A 21,933-nucleotide genomic window follows, 5' to 3' on the forward strand; every position below is an offset into this window, starting at 1 on the left:
CGGCCCCGGGTGTCGGCGGGTGCTGGGAGACTGGTCGACGATGTCCGCCGACTCCCTCCTCGACGCGCTCGATCCCGAGCAGCGTGCCGTCGCCACCGCCCTGACGGGCCCCGTCTGCGTGCTCGCGGGCGCGGGCACCGGCAAGACCCGTGCGATCACGCACCGCATCGCGTACGGCGTGCGCACGGGCGTCTACCGCCCCGCGTCGGTGCTGGCCGTGACGTTCACGGCACGCGCCGCGGGCGAGATGCGCGTCCGCCTGCGCGACCTGGGGGCGAGCGGCGTGCAGGCGCGCACGTTCCACGCGGCGGCGCTGCGCCAGCTCGGGCACTTCTGGCCCAAGGTCGTCGGCGGCGCACCGCCGCGGCTGGTCGAGCAGAAGGCCACGCTGATCGCCGAGGCCGGGCGCCGGGTCGGCGTGGGCGTCGACCGCGTCGCCGTGCGCGACCTGTCCGCCGAGGTCGAGTGGGCCAAGGTGTCGCTCGTCACCGCGGAGGACTACGAGCGGGCGGCCGCGGCGGCGCGGCGGCCGACGCCCGCGGGTCAGGACGCGCAGGCCGTGGCGCGCCTGATGGCGGCGTACGAGGACGTCAAGACCGAGCGCGGCGTCATCGACTTCGAGGACGTGCTGCTGCTGCTCGCGGCGATGCTCGCGCAGCGCGGCGAGGTCGCGGAGGAGGTGCGCGCGCAGTACCGGCACTTCGTGGTCGACGAGTACCAGGACGTCAGCCCGCTGCAGCAGTACCTGCTCGACCAGTGGCTCGGCGGGCGCCACGACGTGTGCGTGGTCGGCGACCCGAGCCAGACCATCTACTCGTTCGCGGGCGCGACGCCGCACCACCTGCTGACGTTCGGCCGCCACCACCCCGGTGCGCGGGTCGTGCGGCTCGTGCGCGACTACCGGTCGACGCCCCAGGTGGTCGACCTCGCCAACCGCGTGCTCACCGCGACCCGGCGTCCGTCGGACCCCGTGCCGCTGCACCTCGTGGCGCAGCAGCCCGACGGCCCGCCCGTGCGCTTCACGGCCTACGAGGACGACGAGGCGGAGGCCGCCGGGATCGCCGCGCGCGCCGCGCGCCTCATCGCGTCGGGCGTGCCGGCCAGCGAGATCGCCGTCCTGTACCGGACCAACGTGCAGTCCGAGGCGTTCGAGCAGGCGCTCGCGGCCGCGGGCGTGGGGTACCAGGTGCGCGGCGGCGAGCGGTTCTTCTCGCGGCGCGACGTGCGCGACGCGCTCGTGCTGCTGCGCGGCGGGGCCCGGTCGGCGGATCCCGACGTGCCCCTCGGGCAGACCGTGCGCGACATCCTGACCTCGGTCGGCTGGGCCGCGCAGGCGCCGGCCGCGCGCGGGGCCGCACGGGAGCGGTGGGACGCGATGCAGGCGCTCGTGGGTCTCGCCGACGACCTGGTGGCCGCACGCGGCGACGTGACGCTGGCCGACCTGGTCGCCGAGCTCGACGACCGCGCGGCGTCGCAGCTCGCGCCGACGGTCGACGGCGTGACGCTCGCGTCGCTGCACGCCGCCAAGGGGCTGGAGTGGGACGCGGTGTTCCTCGCCGGGCTGTCCGACGGCCTGCTGCCGATCTCGCTCGCGCAGACCGAGGCGGCCGTGTCCGAGGAGCGGCGGCTGCTGTACGTCGGCGTGACCCGGGCGCGCACGCACCTCGAGGTCTCGTACGCGGCGTCGCGCACGCCGGGGTCGCGCTCGACGCGCAGCCGCTCGCGGTTCCTCGCGGGGCTGTGGCCCGGCGACCGCGTGCGGCTGGGCGCGCGCCGCACGACCGCGGTCGCGGACCCCGAGGTCCTCGAGCGGCTGCGCGGCTGGCGTGCGCGCGTCGCCGACGAGCGGGGCGTCGCGGCGTTCCGCGTGCTGCCCGACGTCGCCCTGGAGGCCGTCGCGGCCGCGATGCCGTCCACGCCCGCGGACCTGCGGCACGTCCAGGGGCTGGGTGCGACGCGGCTGCGCGAGTACGGCGAGGAGCTGCTGCGGGTCGTCGCGGACGAGGACGATCCGGACGTCGCGAGAAGTGCTCGGACGAAGTTGCGGTAATTCGCTTGTGACGTCTCGACGGGCCGCCCTAGTGTGGTCACGTCCTTGTTCGCGGGGTGCTGCCGAAGAGGCGGGACCCCTCCCCAGAGAGGAGGTGGGTGCACAGATGGAGACCACGACGATCGTGATGTCGGCGACGCAGCACGCGTACGCACGGACCCTTGCGCCCACTTTCGGTTTCCAGGGGATCGCTCTGCCCATCGTCGGGCAGAAGTTCCGTCAGCGTCCCGCGACGTCCCGCACCGATCTTCGACACAGGACCCCGTAGCAGCAGCCACGCACGGCGTGCAGGCCGCGGAGTCCGAACCCCTTCGGATCCGCGGCCTTTCTCTTGTCCTCCGGCAGTCGCCGGGGGTGAGCGGCCCGGCATCCGGTTCCCCCAGCTCACCCCGCAAGGACACCAGGAGGACATCGTGCGGCTCACGACGCTGCTCGACACCGTGAACCAGGGCGGATCCGGCCCCTGGCCCACCGGCAGCACCGCGACGACCGATGCGCAGTTCGACCAGATGGTCGCCGAGCTCATCCCGTGCCGCTCGGGCGACCCCGAGCTGTGGTTCGCCGAGCGCCAGGCCGACGTGGAACGCGCCAAGGCGCTGTGCCGCGAGTGCCCGCTCATCGAGGGCTGCCTGGCCGGCGCCGTCGAGCGGGCCGAGCCGTGGGGCGTCTGGGGCGGTCAGGTCTTCGTCGGTGGTGTGGTCGTCCCGACCAAGCGCGGCCGCGGCCGGCCGCGCAAGGACGCCACCGCCGCCTGAGGCCGGACGGCCACGGACGTGCCCGCCCACGGCACCCACCAGCACCCGCCCATGACGCCGGGTCGCACGAGGTCACGCCTCGCGCGGCCCGGCGTCCGTCGTCCCCGGTGGCGTCACGCACCCGCACGCCGGGTGCGTGGCCCAGCGGCGCTCGCGCGCGACCAGGTCCGGCAGCGCGAGCTCGACGCTCGCCGAGCAGAGCGCCGGGACTGTCCCCGCGAGCAGGGCGAGGACCTGTGCCGCGGCGAGCGCGGCCGCCGCGCCCGCGAGCACGCCTACCTCGGTGACCGCCGGGGCGCGGGCCGAGGTGAGCGACCGCAGGACCGTCGGCCACGCGGGGTCGACGTCCGTGCGGTGCAGGTCGAGGCACCGCAGGCACGGGTCCAGGCCGGGCCGGACCACGGGGCCGACGATCGCGTCGGCGTCGCGCACGACGACCGGCACGTGCGGCACCTGCGCGCCCATGAGCAGCATCGCCCGCCCGGGGTCGGCCGCGTGGTGCTCCACCACCACGACCACGTCCGGCTCGGCGTCGCCGTCGACCCGGACGCCGGGCACGGCGTCGCGCAGCGCACGGGCGGCGGCGAGCGCGCGGGGCGTGCCGACGTCCGACCAGCGGTGGGTGCCCGCGACGTCGGCGGGGGACACGGGCGCGTCGTCGTCGAGCAGCAGCGTGCCGACGCCCGCGACAGCGAGGTGCCGCGCGACGCCCAGGCCGGTGGGGCCCAGGCCCACGACACCCGCGACGGCGTCGGCACGTCGCGCGACCACCGCGTCACCGCCGCCGTCGACCGCCAGCAGGGACCACGCGCGTGCGTCGGCGCCCGCGGGCCCCGCGGTGCCGGGCCCCGGCGGGGGCACCCGGGTGAGGCCCGCGCGTCGCAGGTCGTCGACCGTCGCGGCCACCGACGCGGGGTCGGCGCCGGCGTCCCCGGCCCGCGCGGGCAGCGCCGTCAGGTCCGTGGTGGCGTCGACCGTCGACCACAGCGCCGCCTCGGCGGGCGGCAGGTCGACCAGCCGCACGGCCCACCGGGGGTCGAGACCGACCTGCACCTCGCGGTCGCCGCGGGGCAGCACGGGCAGGCCGGGACGCAGCTGGAGGGGCGCCGGTCGTCGCATGCCGGACACCCTGGCAGTGCGCGACGTCGGCCGTCGGCGCCCGTCCACAGGGGGCACCCCCCCGGGAACGACGAGGGCACCGTCGCCGTGCGACGGTGCCCTCGTGCCGCCACGGACGTGCCGCGGCGCGTGCGTCGGTGCGTCAGGCCTTGCCGAGGATCCGGTTCAGCTTGGTGCCGCAGACGGGGCACGTGGCCTTGGCCATGCGGCGCCCCGACTCCGAGACGACGACCTCGCCCTCGGTCTCGCGCTTCTCCTTGCACTTCACGCAGTAGAACTCGCCTGCCCAGGTGTCGGCCATGTGGTCCCTCCTCGTGCTCGTCACCGGGCGGTGGCATCGCGCCCGGGGCAGGGACCGTGATCGGCCGCCGTGCGGTCACACAGTAGTGGTCGCCCCCGCCGTGCACGTGCGCGTCGGGGTGCGCCGCGCACCCGCGCGCGGGTGAACCGGGGAGTCGGGCCCCGTCGCGGGGTGCGGCGCGCTAGCGTGCGGGGGTGCCGACTTCGCGCGAGGCGACGCCGCGCGCGCGAGCGCGCCGTGACGCCGCGCCGCCCGCGGCTCCCGACGCCGCCACGGGCGGTCCGCTCGTCGAGGTCCGGCGGTCGCGCCGCCGCTCGCGCACGGTGAGCGCGTGGCGTGAGGACGGTCGCACGGTCGTCGCCATCCCGGCGCGCTTCACGCGCGCGCAGGAGCGTGAGTGGGTCGGGCGGATGGTCGAACGGCTCGCGGCGCAGGAGCGCCGCCGCCGCCCGTCCGACGCGCAGCTCGCGGCGCGCGCGACCGAGCTGTCCCGCCGGTACCTGGGCGGGCGGGCGGTGCCGACGAGCGTGCGGTGGTCGACCAACCAGGGCCGGCGCTGGGGCTCGTGCACGCCGTCCGAGGGCACCATCCGGATCTCCGACCGCGTGCGGGGCATGCCGCGGTGGGTGCTCGACTACGTGCTGCTGCACGAGCTCACCCACCTGCTGCAGCCGGGGCACGGCGAGGCGTTCTGGGCCGAGCTCGAGGCGTACCCGCACACGCAGCGCGCACGGGGCTTCCTCGAGGGGTGCGCGTTCGCGCGCGACGGCGCCGACGGGCCGCGCGACGACGGGGACGACGAGCCGTCCGACGACCCGGCCGTGGCGGACGAGGTCGGCGCGGGGCCCGACGCCTGACCAGGCCGTCCGCCCCGTGCGGCGGGCGGCGGGTCGCCGACCCGCCGTCCGCCGCCGTGGGCCGTCAGCCCGCGGGGCGGTCCTCCGGCGCGTCGCCCGACGCGCCGTCCGCGTCGTCGAGGATCTGCGCGAGCGCACGGTCGAGGTCGGCGGACTCGTCGACGGCGGCCTGCCGGCGCGCGTCGTAGCCCGCCGGGTCGTCGAGGTCCTCCGACGTCGGGACCAGGTCGGGGTGCGCCCAGACCGCGTCGCGCCCGTCGATCCCGCGCGTCGCCGCGAGGTGCGCCCACACCGTCGCCGCGTCGCGCAGGCGCCGCGGGCGCAGCTCGAGCCCGACGAGGCTCGCGAACGCCTGCTCCGCCGGACCGCCGGCGGCCCGGCGCCGCCGCACCATCTCCCGCAGCGGCACGGCGTGCGGCAGGTGGGGCGTCGCGGCCGCGGTGGCGACCTCGTCGACCCAGCCCTCGACGAGCGCGAGCGCGGTCTCGAGGCGTGCCAGCGCGGCCTGCTGCGCGGGCGTCGTCTGCGGTGCGAACACGCCGCCCGAGAGGGCCGCCTGCAGCGCGCTCGGGTCGGTCGGGTCGATCGACCGCACGGCGTCCTCGAGCTGCTCGACGTCGATCGTGATGCCCCGTGCGTACTCCGCGACGGCGTCCAGCAGGTGCGCGCGCAGCCACGGCACGTGCGCGAACAGCCGGCTCGCGGCGGCCTCCCGCAGCGCCAGGTACAGGCGCACCTCCTCCAGGGGGGTGTCCAGCCCCTCGGCGAACGCGTCGACGTTGGCCGCGACGAGCGCGGGCGCGGGCCGCTCGAGCAGCGGCAGGCCGATGTCGGTCGTGCCGAACGCCTCGCGCGCGAGGGTCCCGGCGGCCTGGCCGACCTGCAGCCCGAACACGGCCGAGCCGATGCCGCGCAGCAGCTGCGACGGGTCGGCCGCCGCACCGCCGGGCAGCCCGCCGGGGAGCGCGCCGCCGAGCTCGCCGAACGCGGGGCCGAGCGCGCCGGCGAGCGCGGTCGACAGCGACGTCGCGACCGGCTCGGTCAGCACGCGCCACGTCGGCAGGGTCGCCTCGACCCACTCGGCGCGGCTCCAGGCGTGCGTGGCACCGGTCGACGGCGGCAGCTCGGTCGCGGCGTCGAGCCACAGCTCGGCCACCGACAGCGCGTCGCGCACGTCCTTGACGCGACCGGGCGACAGCGACGGGTCACCGCCGAGCGCGGCCTGCTGACGCGCCAGGTCGTGGGCCATCTGCCAGTTCACGGGCTGGTCGCCCGAGGCGGCGAGCATGCGCTGGACCTGGGCCATCGCCTGCTGCAGCGCGGCCGGGTCGGTGGGCAGGCCCGAGGCCGCGGCCATCGCGGCGGGGTCGACGCCGAGCTCGCGCATCTCGCGGATCGCGTCGTCGGCCGCGGGTCCGAGCATCGCGCGGAGCATCTGCTCCCACTGCTGGGGGCCGGCGCCGTCGGGGCCGTCGGTGGAAGGGACGTCGGGGCTCATGCGTGCCTCCTGGCGCTGCCGGGGAGATCTCACGGTAACCGCGTGGCCTGTGCGAGGGCGCCGTCGGGGGGTCGGGTTCGCTGACGGCGCACACGCGCCGCCCGTCGTCCGCGCGGCACGCACGGCGGGGTGGTGGATGATCGGTCCCGTGCGAGACCACGAGCCCACGCCCGACCCCTCCGGCGCGTCGCAGGACGCCGTCGCCCCCGGGGCGAGCGACACCGCGGACCACGCCGCGGACGCCGTCGCGCGCCCCGCGACGACGCCGCGCGCGCTCGTGCTGTCGTTCGGGATGCTGGTGTCCGCGGTCCTCGCCGGCGTGCTCGCGGTCGTCCCGGCGCCCTACGCCGTGAACAGCCCGGGGCCGACGCGCGACGTGCTGGGCGAGGTCGACGGCGAGCCGCTGATCCAGGTCACGGGCGCCGAGACCTACCCGTCGAGCGGCGAGCTGCGCCTGACGACCATCTCGGGCACGGGCGGCCCGGGCTTCCCGACGTACCTCGCGAACGTGCTGCAGGGCTGGTTCTCGCCGTCCTCGGTCGTGCAGCCGGTCGAGGCCGTGTACCCGCAGGACGCGACGCGCGAGCAGATCGACGAGTCGAACGCGGGAGCGATGGTCTCGTCGCAGGAGAACGCGACCGTCGCGGCGCTCGCCGAGCTGGGCTACGAGGTCCCGGCCACGCTCGTGGTCGCGGGCACCGTCGAGGGCACCGACGCCGAGGGGCGCCTCGAGGAGGGCGACGTCATCACCGCGCTGGACGGCCGGCCGCTGCCCGACTACCAGACCCTCGTCGAGCGGCTCGCCGACCTCGAGCCGGGCACGACCGTCACGCTGACGGTCACCCGGCACGGCGCCGCCGTGGACGTGCCGGTCGTCACGGGCGAGCGCGAGGACGGGGGAGCGCAGATCGGCGTCTACATCGACCCGTCGTTCGACCTGCCCGTCGACGTCGAGATCAACATCGAGGGGATCGGTGGCCCGAGCGCCGGCACGATGTTCGCGCTCGGGATCGTCGACCTGCTGACGCCCGAGGACGAGGCGAACGGCCAGGACATCGCCGGGACCGGCACCATGGACGTCACGGGCGCGGTCGGCCCGATCGGCGGCATCCGGCAGAAGCTCGCGGGGGCCGCGCGCGACGGCGCGACGTGGTTCCTCGCGCCCGCCGCCAACTGCGACGAGGTCGTCGGCCACGTGCCCGACGGCCTGCGGGTCGTGCGGGTCGCGACGCTGCACGAGGCGCGCGAGGCGGTGGTCGCGATCGGCGCGGGGGCGGCCGACGACCTCCCGACCTGCACCGCGGCCGCCGCGGGCTGACGCCCCGGACCGCCGGGGCCCGCCGGCAGCGCCCGCTACAGCAGCGTGGCGCGCACGGCCTCGACCAGCCCGGGGACGAGGTCGGGTCCCTGACCGACGGCGTCGTCCGCGTCGTGCGCGCGCGTGCGCACCGCGCACCACGCGGGACCGCCGCGCAGCACGCCGACCGCGAGGCGCACGTCCTGGCGCTGCGGGTGCGCCAGGAGCGCCGCGAGGGCCGCGTCGGGGTCGGACGGCAGGTCCTCCTCCGCGCCCGGGGGCAGCACGACGCGCTCGACCGTGACGGCCGCACCGTCCACCGTCGCGGGCCACGACAGCCCCCCGAGCAGGCGCTCGAGGTCCTCGGCGGCGGGGACGCCCTCCTGCTCGACCGACGTGAGGTGCTGGTCGTCGGCCCGCGCGGCCTCGAGCACCTCGGGGGCGAGCTGCTCGGCGAGCCCGGGCTCGGCGGCCAGCGCGGCCTGCGTGCGCACGAGCGCGAACACGCGCACGGGGGCGTCCCAGCCCGCGGCGGCGACGTGGTGCTCGATCTCGCGCACCGCGTCGGCGAGCGCGCGGGTCGCGCGGTCCTCGGGGCTGCTGGCGGGCTCGGGGGGAGTCGAAGGCGTGCTCACGCGACCATCGTCGCACCGTGTGGGAACCTGGGACGCGCCGGGCCCGTTGCCACGGTGGGCGCTCACGCCCGCCCGAGAGCCCACCCGCACCGCCGACCGACGACGAGGACCGCCACGCCGTGACCTTCGCCTCCCCGCCCCGCCCCCGACCCGCCACGCCGCGCCGGCGCGGCCCGCTGGTCCCGACCCTCGTCACGCTCGCCGCGCTCGTCGTCGTGCTGCTCGTCCTCGCGCAGGTGTGGACCGAGGTGATGTGGTTCTCGCAGCTCGGCTTCCTCGAGGTGCTGCGCACCGAGTGGGTGACGCGCGGCCTGCTGTTCGTCGCCGGCTTCGTCGTCATGGCCGCCGGCGTCGGGTTCTCGCTGCGCTTCGCGTACCGCGCGCGCCCGGTGTACGCGCCGTCGACGCAGGAGCAGGCGAACCTCGACCAGTACCGCGAGGCGATCGAGCCGCTGCGCCGGCTCGTGCTGATCGTCGGCCCGGTCGTGCTGGGCCTGTTCGCGGGCGGTGCGGCGTCGCAGCAGTGGAGCACCGTGCAGCTGTGGATGCGCGGCGGCGAGGTCGGCACCGTCGACCCGCAGTGGGGCATCGACCTCGGCTTCTACCTGTTCACGCTGCCCGGGCTGCGCTTCGTCGTGTCGTTCCTCATGGCCGTCGTGGTGCTGTCCGGCATCGCGGCGCTCGCGACGCACTACCTGTACGGCGGCCTGCGCATCGGCGGCGGTCAGGGCACGCCGCGCACGACGCGCGCCGCGCGCGTCCACCTGTCGGTGCTCGGCGCGCTCGTGCTGCTGCTCGTCGCCGCGAACTACTGGCTGGACCGCTACTCGATCCTCACCAAGCAGCAGACGGGCGAGCAGCGCTGGCAGGGCGCGGGCTTCACCGACGTCAACGCCGTGATCCCGTCGCGCGCGATCCTCGCGGTCGCCGCGATCGTGGTCGCCGCGGCGTTCGTCGCGACCGCGTTCTCCGGCAACTGGCGCCTGCCCGCGATCGGCGTGGGCCTCATGGTGGTCGCCGCGATCGTCGTCGGCGGCGTGTACCCCGCGATCGTCCAGCGGTTCCAGGTGCAGCCGAACCAGCAGGACGCCGAGTCGGACTACATCCAGCGCAACATCGACGCGACGCTCGCGGCGTACGGGCTCGAGGACGTCGAGACCAGCGAGTACGACGCGAACGTCACGGCCGAGCCCGGCGCGCTGCGCGCGAACGCCGAGACGACCGCGTCGATCCGCCTGCTGGACCCGAACATCGTGTCGCCGTCGTTCAAGCAGCTGCAGCAGATCCGTGGCTTCTACAGCTTCCCGGACTCGCTCGCGGTCGACCGGTACACGATCGACGGCGAGAGCCGCGACACCGTGATCGCCGTGCGCGAGCTCGACCAGAACGGCCTCAACGCGGGCCAGCGCAACTGGACCAACGACACCACGGTGTACACGCACGGGTTCGGCGTCGTCGCCGCGTACGGCAACACGCGCGGCGCGCGGGGCGCACCGGCGTTCTGGGAGGGCGGCATCCCCTCGCAGGGCCAGCTCGGCGAGTACGAGCCGCGCATCTACTTCGGCCAGCAGTCGCCGACGTACTCGATCGTCGGCGGCCCCGAGAGCAGCAACGGCTGGGAGTTCGACTACCCGGACGACGAGGGCGGGCAGGGGTCGGTGCAGTACCGGTTCCCGACGCAGGACGTGTCGGCCGGCCCGTCGGTCGGCAACCTGTGGCAGAAGCTGCTGTACGCGCTGAAGTTCGGTGACGAGCAGATCCTGTTCTCGGAGCGCGTCAACGAGCACTCGCAGATCCTGTACGACCGCAACCCGCGCGACCGCGTGGCCAAGGTCGCGCCGTTCCTCGACCTCGACGGCCGCGTGTACCCCGCGGTGGTCGACGGCCGCGTCAAGTGGATCATCGACGGCTACACGACGTCGGACCAGTACCCGTACGCCGCCGTCCGGTCGCTCGAGGACGCGACGACGGACTCGCTCACCGAGCGCAGCGCGAGCGTGCAGGCGCTGCTGCCCAAGCAGGTGAACTACATCCGCAACTCGGTGAAGGCGACGGTCGACGCCTACGACGGGTCGGTCGACCTGTACGCGTGGGACGCCGAGGACCCGATCCTGCAGGCCTGGACCGAGGTCTTCCCGACGACGCTCAAGCCGATGTCCGAGATCTCGGGCGACCTGATGAGCCACATCCGGTACCCCGAGGACCTGTTCAAGGTGCAGCGCGCGCTGCTCGGGCAGTACCACGTGACCAACGCGGCCGAGTTCTTCTCGGGCAACGACTTCTGGCAGAACCCCGCCGACCCGACGGTCACCAACTCGGACGTCCCGCAGCCGCCGTACTACCTGACGCTGCAGATGCCGGGCGAGGACCAGGCGCGGTTCTCGCTGATGTCGACGTTCATCCCGGGTGGTTCGACGGCCCGCAACGTGCTGACCGGGTACCTCGCGGTGGACGCCGAGGCCGGCAACACCCCGGGCGAGGTCGCGGAGGACTACGGCAAGATGCGGCTGCTCGAGCTGCCGCGCGACTCGACCGTGCCCGGTCCCGGCCAGGCGGCGGCGAACTTCACGGCCGACCCGACCGTGTCCGAGCAGCTGAACATCCTGGCGCGCGGCGACTCGACCGTGCGACGCGGGAACCTGCTGACGCTGCCGGTCGGCGGTGGTCTGCTGTACGTCCAGCCGGTGTACGTGCAGGCCTCGGCGGGCACGACGTACCCGCTGCTGCAGCGCGTGCTCGTGTCGTTCGGCGACGAGATCGGCTACGCCGAGACGCTCGACGGCGCGCTCGACCAGGTGTTCGGGGGTGACTCGGGCGCGGACGCGGGTGACGCGGGCGCGCCGGACCCGGGCACGGGCGTGGACCCGGAGGCGCCGGACACCGGCGAGGACGGGGCCGTGCAGCCCACGCCGACGCCGACGGCCGAGCCCACCGACGGTGCGACGCCCGCGCCGCCCGCCGGCGGCGGCACGACCAGCCCCGACGCGCGCGCGGCGCTCGACGAGGCGCTGAGCCGGGCGCAGCAGGCGATCCGCGACAGCCAGGCCGCGCTGGCCGACGGCGACTTCGCCGCCTACGGCGAGGCGCAGGCCAGGCTCGACCAGGCCATCCAGGACGCGGTGGACGCCGAGGGTGGCCTCGGCGGCTGACGCCCCTGACGTCTGCTGACGTCGCACGACGGAGCCCGGGACCCCACGGTCCCGGGCTCCGTCGCGTCCAGGGCGGGACGGGGCCGCGCGACGCGAACCTCCGGGGGAGCGTCGCGGGCGGAGGGTCGGGTCAGCGGTGCGTCGCGTCGACGGGCCGGTCGTCGGTCGCGGCCACGAGCGCGTGGACCAGCGGGTGCCACGGGCGGTGCTGCGGGCCCGAGAGCACGAGCTCGCGCACGAGCCCGGGGCGCAGCGGGCGCATGGTCAGCTCGGGCGGCAGCATCGTGCCGCCGAGCGCGGGCATGACCGAGACGCCGATGCCCTCGGCCACCATCCGGATCATCGTCGCGAGCTCGTGGACGCGCTGCGCGACGCGGAACTCCAGGCCGGCGTCGGCGTGCATCTGGCGGACCTGCGGCTCGCACCCGCCCGCCGAGACGAGCAGCCCGTCCTCGTGCAGCTCGGCGAGGTCGATCGCGGGCTCGGTCGCGAGCGGGTGGTCGGCACGCACGAGCGCGCGGAAGTCGTCGCGCGCGACGAGCCGCGACCCGGGTGGTGCCGGTGCGGGGTCGACGAGCACCGCGGCGTCGACCGTGCCCTGCTCGAGCCACGGGACCAGCTCGTCGTCGGCACCCTCGAACACCTGGACGCGCACGTCGGGCAGGTCGCGCGACCAGCGCTGCAGCAGCCCGGGCAGCAGGCCCTGGCACACCGTGGGCACCGCGGCGAGGCGCACGGTGCCGACGTGCCGTCGCGCGGCGCTCTCGGCGACGAACGCGTCGACCGACGCGAGCGCGGCGCGCGCGTGCGGCAGCAGGCGCTCGCCGAGCCCCGTGGGGCGCGCGGGTGCGGCGCGCTCGACGAGCCGCCCGCCGGCCTCCTTCTCGAGCGCCGCGATCGCGTGCGACACGCCCGACTGGCTCACGCCCAGCGCCGCCGCGGCGTCGGTGAAGGAGGCGTGGTCGCACACGCCGACCAGGACGCGGAGCTGGGCGAGGGTGGGCATGAGCAGAACCTATCGGGGCATGACCGTGATGAGTTCGACTCATGTGGGTGCGACGGGGGATCCTCACGGCATGACGACGGACGGCCGCGTGGCGGCGCAGTACGGGGCGGCGGCCCTCGTGTGGGGCTCGAGCTTCCTGTTCATGAAGGTCGCCCTGGACGGCATGTCGCCCGCCCAGGTCGCGTCCGGGCGGCTGTGGCTCGGCGCGGTCACGCTCGTCGCCGTCATGCTGGTGCTGCGTCGGCCGTGGCCGCGCGGGCGCCGCGCGTGGTGGCACCTGGGGGTGCTGGGCGTGCTGCTGTGCGTGGTCCCGTTCCAGCTGTTCGCGTGGGCCGGGCAGCACCTCGCGTCGGGGCTGTCGAGCATCCTCAACGCCACGACGCCCCTGATGACCTCGCTCGCGGTCGCGGCACTGCTGCCCGCGGAGCGGCTGACCGCGCGGCAGCGGCTCGGGCTGGCGGTCGGCGCGCTCGGGGTGGTGGTCGTCATCGGCCCGTGGACGTACCTCGGCGACGGCGCGCTCGCGGCGCCGCTGCCCGCCGTCCTCGCGTGCCTCGGCGCGACCGCCTGCTACGGCCTGGGCATGACGTACCTGCGCCGGTTCGTGCGGCCCCTCGGGCTGCCCGCCGAGTCGGTCGCCGCCGGGCAGGTCGTCGTCGCCGCTGCCGTCATGCTGCTCGCCGCGCCCGTGATCGCGACCGGTCCGGTCGCGCTCACGTGGCCGATCGTGCTGGCGATGATCACGCTCGGCGCGCTCGGCACCGGCATGGCGTACGTCTGGAACACCCGGGTGGTGGTCGCGTGGGGCGCGCAGCGCGCGTCGACCGTCACGTACCTCACGCCCGTGGTCGGGGTGGTGCTCGGCATCCTCGTGCTGGGGGAGCGGCTGCACTGGTACGAGCCGGTCGGCGGTGTGCTCGTGGTGCTGGGCGTGGTCGTCGCGCAGGGCGCCGCGCGGGCCCGGGCGGGTGCGGTGCCGGCGGTGCCCGCCGAAGGGGCGGCGGGCGCCGTGACGGCCGTCACGGCCGATCCGGGCGGAACCGATTTGGACTCCCCGCGCCCCTGACGTAGAGTTACAGAGCCGACGCGGGGTGGAGCAGCTCGGTAGCTCGCTGGGCTCATAACCCAGAGGTCGCAGGTTCAAATCCTGCCCCCGCTACAACGCAAACCTTCGAGTGTAGGTTTGGGCGACGGCCCCCAGAGATCTCTCTGGGGGCCGTCGTTTGTTTCCAGATGGTCCGCTCATCCTCGTGGTGCGTGACGCGGCCTGTGGAGATGCAGACCTGGCGCTGGGCACTGTGGTGTTGCCCAGCCGGTGCCACACCTCGCCCCATCTGCTCTTCCGTCTCCTGCGCGCCCGGCGAGGTGTGCGGCGGGTTTGCACCGCATGCATTTGGCGGACCGGGTAGCCGTGCGTTCGCTCAGGCGAGGCGCCGGGGACTTTACGCCAGCGATTGCACGAAGCGTGTCACCACATCCCGGTCAAGGCCCTTGTTGAACGCCTCACACGACGTCTCTGGCACGAACAAGCAGTGATGGCACGCGCCTGGCGTCGTCCCGCGTCCACCCAGGTCTGGGTTTGCTTCACCGCACACCGGGTCGGTCGCGCACCATGTCGCGGAGTCGATGGCCTGATCAATCAGGACCGACAGCCGGGACGGCTCCACTAGATCGACCAGGCCGCCGAGGGTGCCGTGGATGTCACCGGCGGCGGTGTAGATCAGCACAGCGGTCCGCTCGTCCGAGACGTACAGTCGCTCACGCAGTGCGGGCAGCGGGTAGCCTGACTCTGGCGCGAGGGCACGCATCAGCAGGTGCGCAAACGTGTGCGCGAGCACGCCTCGGGACGGGTCATTCGTGAGCCGGCTCGGTAGCGCCCGCCCCGCGCTGGTGATACGGGTGTTCGGCGCGGAGTTGTTCGCCCAGCGCAAGCACCTGTCCTGGTCGAGAACTATAAGGATCCCTTCGCCGTACACGCGGTAGCCAGGAAGCCAGTCGTCCGTCGACCCGGCGGCGAACACCTCTGGGCGGGACTTGCCCCACATCTGCGCGTACCCGCGCGCTGGGTCGGGTACGGCGGGTTCGACGCGGGTGAATCCGGTCAGGACACGGGTCTCGCGCAGGCGCGGCACCGCCGACACGCCGGTCAGCGTTTCGCCCAGATGTGTGCTGGTGTACGCGGATGGGTCTCGCTGTTCGACGATGAGGTCTGGCAGGTGCCCGGCGGTCGACGGGGTGTACAGGTCGGACGTGAGTGCGTCGAGCTCCAGCTCGCGGGCTGGCGGGACGTCCTGCTCGTTGGCGAGCGCGTCGAGGTGTCCCACGAGGTCGTCGAGGTTCGTGACGATGCCGAGCTGGCCGGCGAGCTGAACCATCTGGAACAGGATGTCCTGTCGTCGCCCGTTCTGGTCCAGCATCCGCAGCGGCGACAGGACCGGGTTGTCCATGAGCGCGTGCGTCAGCACCGGGTTCGTCGTACCGGCGACCGGGATCGTCAGCGAGGTCTCCTGGTGGGCGTAGTACATCGTCGTCGAGGACCGCTCCAGGGGCCGCGCGCGCTGCTGGCACTGCTCCGGTTCGGTCCCCGGCAGCCACGGGCGGGCACCAGGGCAGGGGAAGTCGACGTCCGGGTCGAACTGCGCCTGCTTGTGGCACGTCTCGCACTCCAACTTCGGGCGCGCCGGTGAGGCTGCGACCGCGTACTTCATTACAGGCGTTTGGCACGGGTCGCCGTCGTGCAGCCACCCGGCCCAGTCGACGTCATCGAGGTGACCGTCGGGGCATGCCAGCACGGTCGCGACCTGGTGCGTCGGCCAGTTCCGCTTCCCACCGCACACGTCGCAGCGACCCTCGTTCGGGTCGATGAGGTCGCGCTTGACCATCCGCCGGCAGTCACGGTTCATGCACGCTTCCATCAGCGGGAAGCGAGCGCCGGGGAGCACCCAGTCCGCGTCCTGCGGTGGGCTGTCCGCTGACGGTGGCTGCACGAACCGGTTCACGCCGGTCGCGACCTGCAAGTGCCGGTCGGCGATCGATAGCCGATCCAGGAGGCTGACCGCACCGGGTTCTTGAACGGGGCGGGTTCGCATCCACGACTTCGGTCCGGTGACGATGATCGACACCCGGTTCGGCAGCAGCGTGAGTGCTCCGGGGCCGGACGGGGTGATGAGGTGTCCTCGTCGCACCTGCGCGACGTATTTTCTCACCATGCGTCGTCCTCCTCGCCAGTGACGGGTGCTGCGGGTTGGGTGGCGCGTGCGGGCAGAGCCTGGTCGTCGAGGTGGACGGCTGCGTCGCCGTCAACGGACCGCAGTGACATCAGCACCGACCACGACGGCATGTCCACGGGCGCTGGTGCCTCCGGCGGACGCAGGAACGCCGGGCTGAACGGTGTGCCCCATGCGAGCGCCAGCCCGTTCGCGGAGGTGGCCTGCGCGCGCGCGTAGGCGGCTACCTCGTCGAACACGTCCGTGCTCGTGTGCGGGAGCGTCGACAGTCGGGCGCGCACCGCGTCTGTCACCGTGTCGAGCAGGTCCAGGTCGGCGTCGGTGACGGCGGGGCTGGTCACTGGGCGGATCTGGCGGACGGTCGATGCCAGCGCGCCGCGCAGCCCTCGGGTTAGCGCCGCACCGGTGAACGGGGTGACGCTCGCGGGTTCGACTGCGGCGTATAGGCGTGCGTGCGTGGAGGTGAACCGCTCGTAGTGCGACATGTCGCGGGAGTTCGCGGGGTTCAGCACGGTGACGACGACGCCTGGCCCGTTGGTGGCGTCTCGTCCGACCCGGCCCGCGACCTGGATGTACTGCGAGGCGGTCTTCGGCTGTCGGATCATTGTGAGGAGCCCGAGGCGGTCGACGTCCACACCGACTTCGATGACGGATGTCGCGAGGGCGAGGTCGACGCAGCCGGCTTCGCCCTTCGCCTTGGTGAGCTTGTCGAGGTTCACTGCCGCGTCCGCCGACGCCGCTGAGGTGAGCTCGACATCGTGCTGATGCCGAACGGCTGCTCGAGTTCCGTCGGCGCGGGGGTTGCCTGAGTTGACGCCGGTGGAGCGGTGTAGTCGCCACGCGTACGAGCGTGCGTCGGTCGCTAGAAGCGACTTGGCGTGCCCGAGGTCTCGCAGAGACCCGAAGAAGACCACGTTCGTCCAGTACGGGTTCAGGTCAGCGGTCGAGTCGGCCTGCTCGATGGCGGCGGCTGCGTGTGTCAGGGACGACAGGACGCGCATCTCGGTGTGTTGAAAGCGGGACACCCCGGTCGCGCAGACGCCGATGTGCATGCGGGGAGCGACGTCGGGGTTCACCTTCGCGAAGAACGAGTCGTCGGCGCTCAGCCCTGGCGGGGGCACGAGTCGTACGTCTTCGGCGGGGCATGCGTACAAGTGCTGGGCCTGGCGACCGTAGGCGCGGGTCGTTGCGGTCGCGGCGACGATACGGGGCGCGGTACCGTCGTCGTATCGGCAGAGTTGGTCGATCGTCGACTCGTACAGGCCGACGAGGGAGCCGAGCGGCCCGGAGATGAGGTGCAGCTCGTCCTGAATGATCAGCTCGGGCGCCGGGAGCCGGCGGGTGCCGTCCGGTCCGATGCCGAACAGGGTGCGCGGCTTGTCGTTCCACGCGAGCTGGGCGAACTTGTCGACGGTCGCGACGACGAACGTCGGCTGGGCGGCGTACACGTCCTCGTCGACCTCGAACACCGGCAGGCCAGCGCCCTTGGAGTACGCGCAAGCCGGGTTCGGGCAGATGGCCCGCATGCGATTCTTGGTCGGGTCGTTCGGGACGGGCGCGATGTCGTACCCGGCGACCTTCCCGTCGTGCGTGTCGCCCATCGAGGTTGCACACGACGGGCAGCGGGACAGCAGGAACGGGCGTTTGCGTGTCCCTCTGGTGCCCTTTCCGAGCGCGGTCAGCATGGCCTGCGCGTCCTTGCGCGTGTTCGGGGTGGACGCCTTGCCGAGCCACGCGCCGATGCTGAACCTGGCCTTGCCGAGTTCGCCGGTTCGACCGTCCTCGCGCAGGTCGTTCAGCGCACAGATCAGCGACGCGGCGCGCTGGAGCTGCTGGGCGGTCAGCAGTCGCAGCGTGTACCGCATCAGGACGGTCGTGCCCTTGGCGCTCGGGTCGAGCAGTCGCCGGTGCAGCATGGTGAAAGCCGCAAGGCCGAGGTACGCCTCCGTCTTGCCACCGCCGGTCGGCATCCAGATGACGTCGACGGCGCCGCGACGTGGGTGGGCTGGGTCGGTTTGGGGGGGCAGGTTCGCGAGGATGAACGCGAGTTGGAACGGCCGCCACGCTGGGCGCTTGCCCGTCGCGGCCGCGGCCGGGGCGACGGTGAACGTCTTCGTGGCCTTATTGAACGTGACGGGCCGGGTCTTGGCGGAGTACGACCGCCGCTGGGTTGCCATCGCGAGCGACGCGTATCGCAGTGCGATGTGCACCGTTCCGGTCTGTGCGAGCTTCCAGCCGGCTTCGATGTCGCCTGCGAACGCCTCGCACGCGGCCAGGTGCTCGGCTGCCGTCGCGGCAGCCTCCCCGCTCAGCGTGGCGGCCTTGGCGCGACGTGTCGCGATCCAGGCGCGGTACGCGGTGAGTGTGCGGTCCACGACGGCGCGCGCGGAGGCCTTCCACTCGCCGAGGTCGTCCATGTCCACCGCGAGCGAGCCGGCCTCGTCGCTGATGTCCGGGGTCGTCGGGGCGACTCGTGCGACCGGGAACGTCTCGGTGCGTACGACGTGCCCCGCCGGCCCGTCATCGACGACGGCGTCGCACCCGTGTCCGACGGCGCGTACGGGTGCGGTCGTGTACAGCAGTCGAAGCGTCCGAGCCTCGGGGGAGGTGTCCACGTCCGGCTCGGGGTAGTCGCGCAGGTGCCCCGCCGGGATGGTCACCGTCAGAGCGGCCGTGAACAGCACGAGTGGGGCCAGAGGCCCGGTGCCGCGCGGGGTGCGGTTGACCAGGTAGGCGGTCACGACACGGGTGCCGTTCGCGCTGGCGCGGACGTCGACGCCGACCTGCGCGTGCAGCGGACCCTCCGCGAGGTCCCGGGTGACACGTCCAGGCTGGGTGGGCAGGTCGACTGTTCGGGTGTCAGTCACAGGGATTCGGTGCCAGCCCTGCTGGGGGCGCCCGGCGACGGTCAGGTCGTAGGACTCGTACCGGGCGCCGTGGACGTGCACCTCGAGCGTGGTGACGTCGGCGTCGATGACGAACGAGATTCCCATCGACGACGGGCGGCCCACGCGGTCGACGGTCGTGGCCGTCGCGTCGAGGTCCTCGTCGGTCGCCGCTTCTAGGGTGTCGTCGTCGACGGCCGGGGCCACCGCGGGCACGACGGCGGCAGGTTCGGTCTCGGGCACTTCTCCGACGTTCGGTGCCTGCGCGACGTCGATGTCAGTGTCGTCGTGCGCTCCGAGCGTCGGGTAGAGCGCTCCGGTGACGTACCGGCCGACCGGGCTCTCTCCGGTGAGCACCTCGTACCCGTCGGGGGCGACGTACAGGTGGGACAGGTCCCGCACGGCTGCGAGCGCATGGCCGGGTGCGAGCGTGACGGGTACGGCGGCGGGGTAGTGCCCGTCAGGGTCGGCGAGCGGCCCCAGCAGGTCGCGGCGCAGAGCGTCGACGAGCTGGTCGCGGGTCTGTTCGGCCGTCATCGGTCCTCCTGGAGCTTGGGAACGCCGAGCCACGCGCGCGGGACGGGGTGGGTGCCGTCGACGACGACAACGGTGGAAAGCAGTACGTCGCCGAGCGTGTCGTCGCTGATGAGTGCCCATCCATTGGTAGTTACGGCGTCTTCCCAGGCACGGTCACGCAACCGGTCGCGTAGGTCGCGGTGGACCATGTCGCCTGCGTGCTGGTGCGCGGCCCGCAGCGTCGGCACGTCGTCCGCCGCTGCTCTGGCGGCGGCGATGAAGTCCCGGTCGATGCCGGACCAGTCCAGGCGGGCACCGACACGCACGATGGCGTCGAACCCGGTGCGGCGTGGCGCGATGTAGTCCTCATCCATGACGCGGTCGGGCAGGCCTCGTGCGTAGTCAGGTGACAGCCCAGTTCGAATGAGCTCTTGTGCAAGCCCGGGCTTCGTCAGCTGGTGCTTGGCCCACAGCACGATGAACTTGAGCGCCATGCATCCGTCGCGGGTCGCGTCGATGCGGTTAGGCGTCCAGTCCTTCCTGTCGGTCAGCCACTGGTTCGCCCGTGCGATCAGTTCGTTTCTTGCGGCACCGCTGGTGTGCTCAACGAGGACACGTCCGGGGCGCAGCTGGGTGATGGCGATGGTGCTGATCGTGACATCGCCGGTGTCCTCCAGGCCGAGGAAGCGCGGCTTGGCGCCGGTGTCGGGTGCGAAGTAGACGGTGTGGCCGGAGGCGGTGATGACAGCTGTGGCGGCGACGTCGTCGTCGCTTGCGTGACGAGGGCGAACGATTGGCGCTTCGGGCGGGGGGGACTCGACGAACCATGTGGACTGGGCGGGTGCGGCGGTCGTGCGCGGCGGTACGTTGAGCTGCCATCTGGGATGTGCAGTGGCGTCAGGCCAGACCCAGACGTCTCGTTCAGTCAGAGGCGGGTCGTCCGTGAGCAGCGCGAGGCGTACCCGGCCGGCGGGGGGTGCGGTCAGCAGCCACCCGGCCTCGCGTGCAGCGACGTAGGGGGTCCGGAAGGCCGTCGAGTACGTCAGTGCCGGGTGGCCGAGGACTATCGCGGCGAGGTGCCCGCACTGGTCGCGCAGGCTGGCAGCGGTTGCGACGTCGACGCAGGTCAGTCCTTCCCGTTCGAGACATGCGAGCGTCGGCGCGACGAGGCGGTCGTTCGGGACGACCAGGACCGCTTCGGGGCGTCCGTGACGGGCGGCACCGTACTCGCTGGCGACGTCGCCGACCCACTCTGTTAGTGGTGATGGCTGGTCGAGCAGCGTGGTCGCAGCGTCGAGAACTGCTTGCAGGGCGGTGGTTGCGGTGTGCTGAGGGTGGTCGACGAGGAACGCCTGGACGTCGGCAACGAGGTTTCCCAGACCGACGTCGGGGTCGTCTGGTTGGAGCGGGGTGGAGGTGAGCGTTCGTCGTACGGTGCGGGCGGTTCCGCTGACCCGTCCGACGACGGTGGCGGCATCGAACTCGCGCAGGCCGTGGACAGTCTGGGTCAGGGTGGCGAGTTGCGGCCATGGCACCCGGTGGACGTCGATGTCGGGGGAGCTGGCGGCGAGCCATGTTGCGAGGGTGCTCACCATTCCTCCTCTTCGTCGGTGTCGTCGCCGGTTACCGGCATCGGCTGGTCCGTTGGCAGGTGTGCCGCGTGAATCTCGAGCCCATGGCCCGGGGTGAGGGCGGCGCGCAGGTGGTCCTCGGTGGGGGTCGCGGGCGTCGTATGCATCTGCTGGATGAGCTCGGCTGCGACGACGGTTGAGGGGGAGCGCCGTGACAGCAGCGACAGGACTGGTACCTCCGGCCAAGGTGTCGCCGCGAGTGCCGCAGCGGTCGTGGTCGTGATGACAAGTCGCGGTCGGACCTGTACGAGCCAGGGACGCCGCGCGAGGGACGGCATGACACCGATGGGCAGGACCGGGGCCCGGTACCAGTCGTCGACGGTGGCGGTCATCGCGCGACGCACTGCGTGGCGGTCGCTGCCAGGGAGCTGACGCCAGGACGCTAGGTCGTCGCGCACACGTTCTGGCAGTCCGACGACGATCACGGGATGTATGGAAGCGCGCACATGTTCATGACCTACGAGCAGCGGATCACGGACATATGCCCTAGCCAGTTCATCGCGGTCCTCATCGGTGAGGCGGACGGCGTTCCGGTCAGGGAAGCCGTCGGGCAGGCGCGGCGCGGGGGCAGTCGAGCGCGGGATGAGACTCTTGATGCGGATGTGAGTGTCGGTGATTTGGGTGACGGTCGTGTCTTCGAACCTGCGGTCCACGTAGGCGACCGCGCGGTGACCGACCTGCACGTCAGCGTGAAAGCAGCCGTCGCACCCAGGTGTCGCCGACAGTGCGCCGAGCGTGGTCGCAGCAACTGCGAGGCGGGAGGTCGGCACAGTAACCCACGTTCGTAGGCCATCTGGCAGCCCTGTCGGGGAGGCCAGTGCGCGCCCCAAGCCGGTGAGGTGCTGGAGAACGTGAGGCAGCGCGAGTGGTGGCGCCTGATCTGCTGACACGATGGCCTCTCGACGTCGTCGTCTGCGTGACAGGAAGTCAACCGCATCTCGGCGACGCCGTTCGGGCAGTTCGCGGGTGGATTTCCGGCGTTAGAGGCTCGTGCCGGGCGGATCGGT

The 21,933-nt window shown here is 73.3% G+C and carries 15 protein-coding genes and 1 tRNA gene; 7 read left to right on the forward strand and 9 right to left on the reverse strand.

The window, feature by feature from the left end; genetic code table 11:
• Nucleotides 1–40: 40 nt before the first annotated feature.
• Nucleotides 41–2,050, forward strand: a complete 2,010-nt coding sequence (locus E4A51_RS00950; protein WP_070319982.1) for an ATP-dependent helicase — start codon at nucleotides 41–43, stop codon at nucleotides 2,048–2,050.
• A gap of 413 nt (nucleotides 2,051–2,463) precedes the next feature.
• On the forward strand, nucleotides 2,464–2,805 hold the full coding sequence (locus E4A51_RS00955; RefSeq protein ID WP_046528850.1) for a WhiB family transcriptional regulator: 342 nt from the start codon (nucleotides 2,464–2,466) through the stop codon (nucleotides 2,803–2,805).
• A 72-nt stretch (nucleotides 2,806–2,877) separates the two neighbouring features.
• On the opposite strand, the gene E4A51_RS00960 is transcribed toward E4A51_RS00955, so the two are convergent.
• Together E4A51_RS00960 and E4A51_RS00965 are read right to left on the reverse strand one after the other, a co-directional pair.
• Nucleotides 2,878–3,924, reverse strand: a complete 1,047-nt coding sequence (locus tag E4A51_RS00960) for a ThiF family adenylyltransferase (RefSeq protein WP_134850644.1) — start codon at nucleotides 3,922–3,924, stop codon at nucleotides 2,878–2,880.
• A 142-nt stretch (nucleotides 3,925–4,066) separates the two neighbouring features.
• A complete protein-coding gene (locus E4A51_RS00965; RefSeq protein ID WP_087509199.1) occupies nucleotides 4,067–4,225 on the reverse strand; it encodes a DUF5679 domain-containing protein in 159 nt (52 codons plus the stop codon).
• Between the two features lie 194 nt (nucleotides 4,226–4,419).
• Between E4A51_RS00965 and E4A51_RS00970 the strand changes: the two genes are divergently transcribed.
• Entirely contained in the window at nucleotides 4,420–5,082 is a 663-nt protein-coding gene (locus E4A51_RS00970; RefSeq protein ID WP_134850645.1) for a M48 family metallopeptidase, read from the forward strand.
• Between the two features lie 64 nt (nucleotides 5,083–5,146).
• Here the strand turns inward: E4A51_RS00970 and E4A51_RS00975 are convergent, their stop codons facing one another.
• The gene (locus tag E4A51_RS00975; RefSeq protein ID WP_134850646.1) at nucleotides 5,147–6,580 is read right to left on the reverse strand and encodes a zinc-dependent metalloprotease; all 1,434 of its coding nucleotides are present in this window, start codon (nucleotides 6,578–6,580) and stop codon (nucleotides 5,147–5,149) included.
• A 148-nt stretch (nucleotides 6,581–6,728) separates the two neighbouring features.
• On the opposite strand from E4A51_RS00975, the gene E4A51_RS00980 reads away from it, so the two are divergent.
• Entirely contained in the window at nucleotides 6,729–7,898 is a 1,170-nt protein-coding gene (locus tag E4A51_RS00980) for a PDZ domain-containing protein (RefSeq protein ID WP_370297399.1), read from the forward strand.
• A 35-nt stretch (nucleotides 7,899–7,933) separates the two neighbouring features.
• Here the strand turns inward: E4A51_RS00980 and E4A51_RS00985 are convergent, their stop codons facing one another.
• Nucleotides 7,934–8,512 (reverse strand): PPA1309 family protein, encoded by a 579-nt coding sequence (locus E4A51_RS00985; protein ID WP_070319978.1) that lies wholly within the window; start codon nucleotides 8,510–8,512, stop codon nucleotides 7,934–7,936.
• A gap of 119 nt (nucleotides 8,513–8,631) precedes the next feature.
• Here E4A51_RS00985 and E4A51_RS00990 point away from each other — a divergent pair, with 119 nt between their 5' ends.
• On the forward strand, nucleotides 8,632–11,661 hold the full coding sequence (locus E4A51_RS00990) for a UPF0182 family protein (protein WP_070319977.1): 3,030 nt from the start codon (nucleotides 8,632–8,634) through the stop codon (nucleotides 11,659–11,661).
• Between the two features lie 130 nt (nucleotides 11,662–11,791).
• Here E4A51_RS00990 and E4A51_RS00995 read toward each other — a convergent pair whose 3' ends face one another.
• Nucleotides 11,792–12,667, reverse strand: a complete 876-nt coding sequence (locus E4A51_RS00995; protein WP_070319976.1) for a LysR family transcriptional regulator — start codon at nucleotides 12,665–12,667, stop codon at nucleotides 11,792–11,794.
• A 70-nt stretch (nucleotides 12,668–12,737) separates the two neighbouring features.
• Between E4A51_RS00995 and E4A51_RS01000 the strand changes: the two genes are divergently transcribed.
• Both E4A51_RS01000 and E4A51_RS01005 read left to right on the forward strand, forming a co-directional pair.
• Nucleotides 12,738–13,733 (forward strand): DMT family transporter, encoded by a 996-nt coding sequence (locus tag E4A51_RS01000; protein WP_134850648.1) that lies wholly within the window; start codon nucleotides 12,738–12,740, stop codon nucleotides 13,731–13,733.
• 19 nt (nucleotides 13,734–13,752) lie between these two features.
• A tRNA-Met gene (locus E4A51_RS01005) sits at nucleotides 13,753–13,826 on the forward strand.
• A gap of 283 nt (nucleotides 13,827–14,109) precedes the next feature.
• Here the strand turns inward: E4A51_RS01005 and drmB are convergent.
• Genes drmB through E4A51_RS01025 form a run of 4 tightly spaced genes read right to left on the reverse strand, consistent with a single transcriptional unit; the run spans nucleotide 14,110 to nucleotide 21,696 of the window.
• Nucleotides 14,110–15,876 carry a DUF1998 domain-containing protein gene (gene drmB / locus E4A51_RS01010; RefSeq protein WP_134850649.1) on the reverse strand — a complete coding sequence of 589 codons (1,767 nt, stop codon included), beginning with the start codon at nucleotides 15,874–15,876 and terminating at the stop codon, nucleotides 14,110–14,112.
• A complete protein-coding gene (locus E4A51_RS01015; RefSeq protein ID WP_134850650.1) occupies nucleotides 15,870–19,316 on the reverse strand; it encodes a helicase-related protein in 3,447 nt (1,148 codons plus the stop codon). The genes drmB and E4A51_RS01015 overlap by 7 nt, the downstream gene beginning before the upstream one ends.
• Entirely contained in the window at nucleotides 19,313–20,887 is a 1,575-nt protein-coding gene (locus E4A51_RS01020; protein WP_134850651.1) for a hypothetical protein, read from the reverse strand. The genes E4A51_RS01015 and E4A51_RS01020 overlap by 4 nt, the downstream gene beginning before the upstream one ends.
• On the reverse strand, nucleotides 20,884–21,696 hold the full coding sequence (locus tag E4A51_RS01025) for a hypothetical protein (protein ID WP_134850652.1): 813 nt from the start codon (nucleotides 21,694–21,696) through the stop codon (nucleotides 20,884–20,886). Before E4A51_RS01025 ends, E4A51_RS01020 begins: the two co-directional genes overlap by 4 nt.
• Nucleotides 21,697–21,933 lie beyond the last annotated feature (237 nt).

Origin of the sequence: Cellulomonas sp. HD19AZ1 (assembly GCF_004535805.1) — a bacterium.
Classification (GTDB): domain Bacteria; phylum Actinomycetota; class Actinomycetes; order Actinomycetales; family Cellulomonadaceae; genus Cellulomonas; species Cellulomonas iranensis.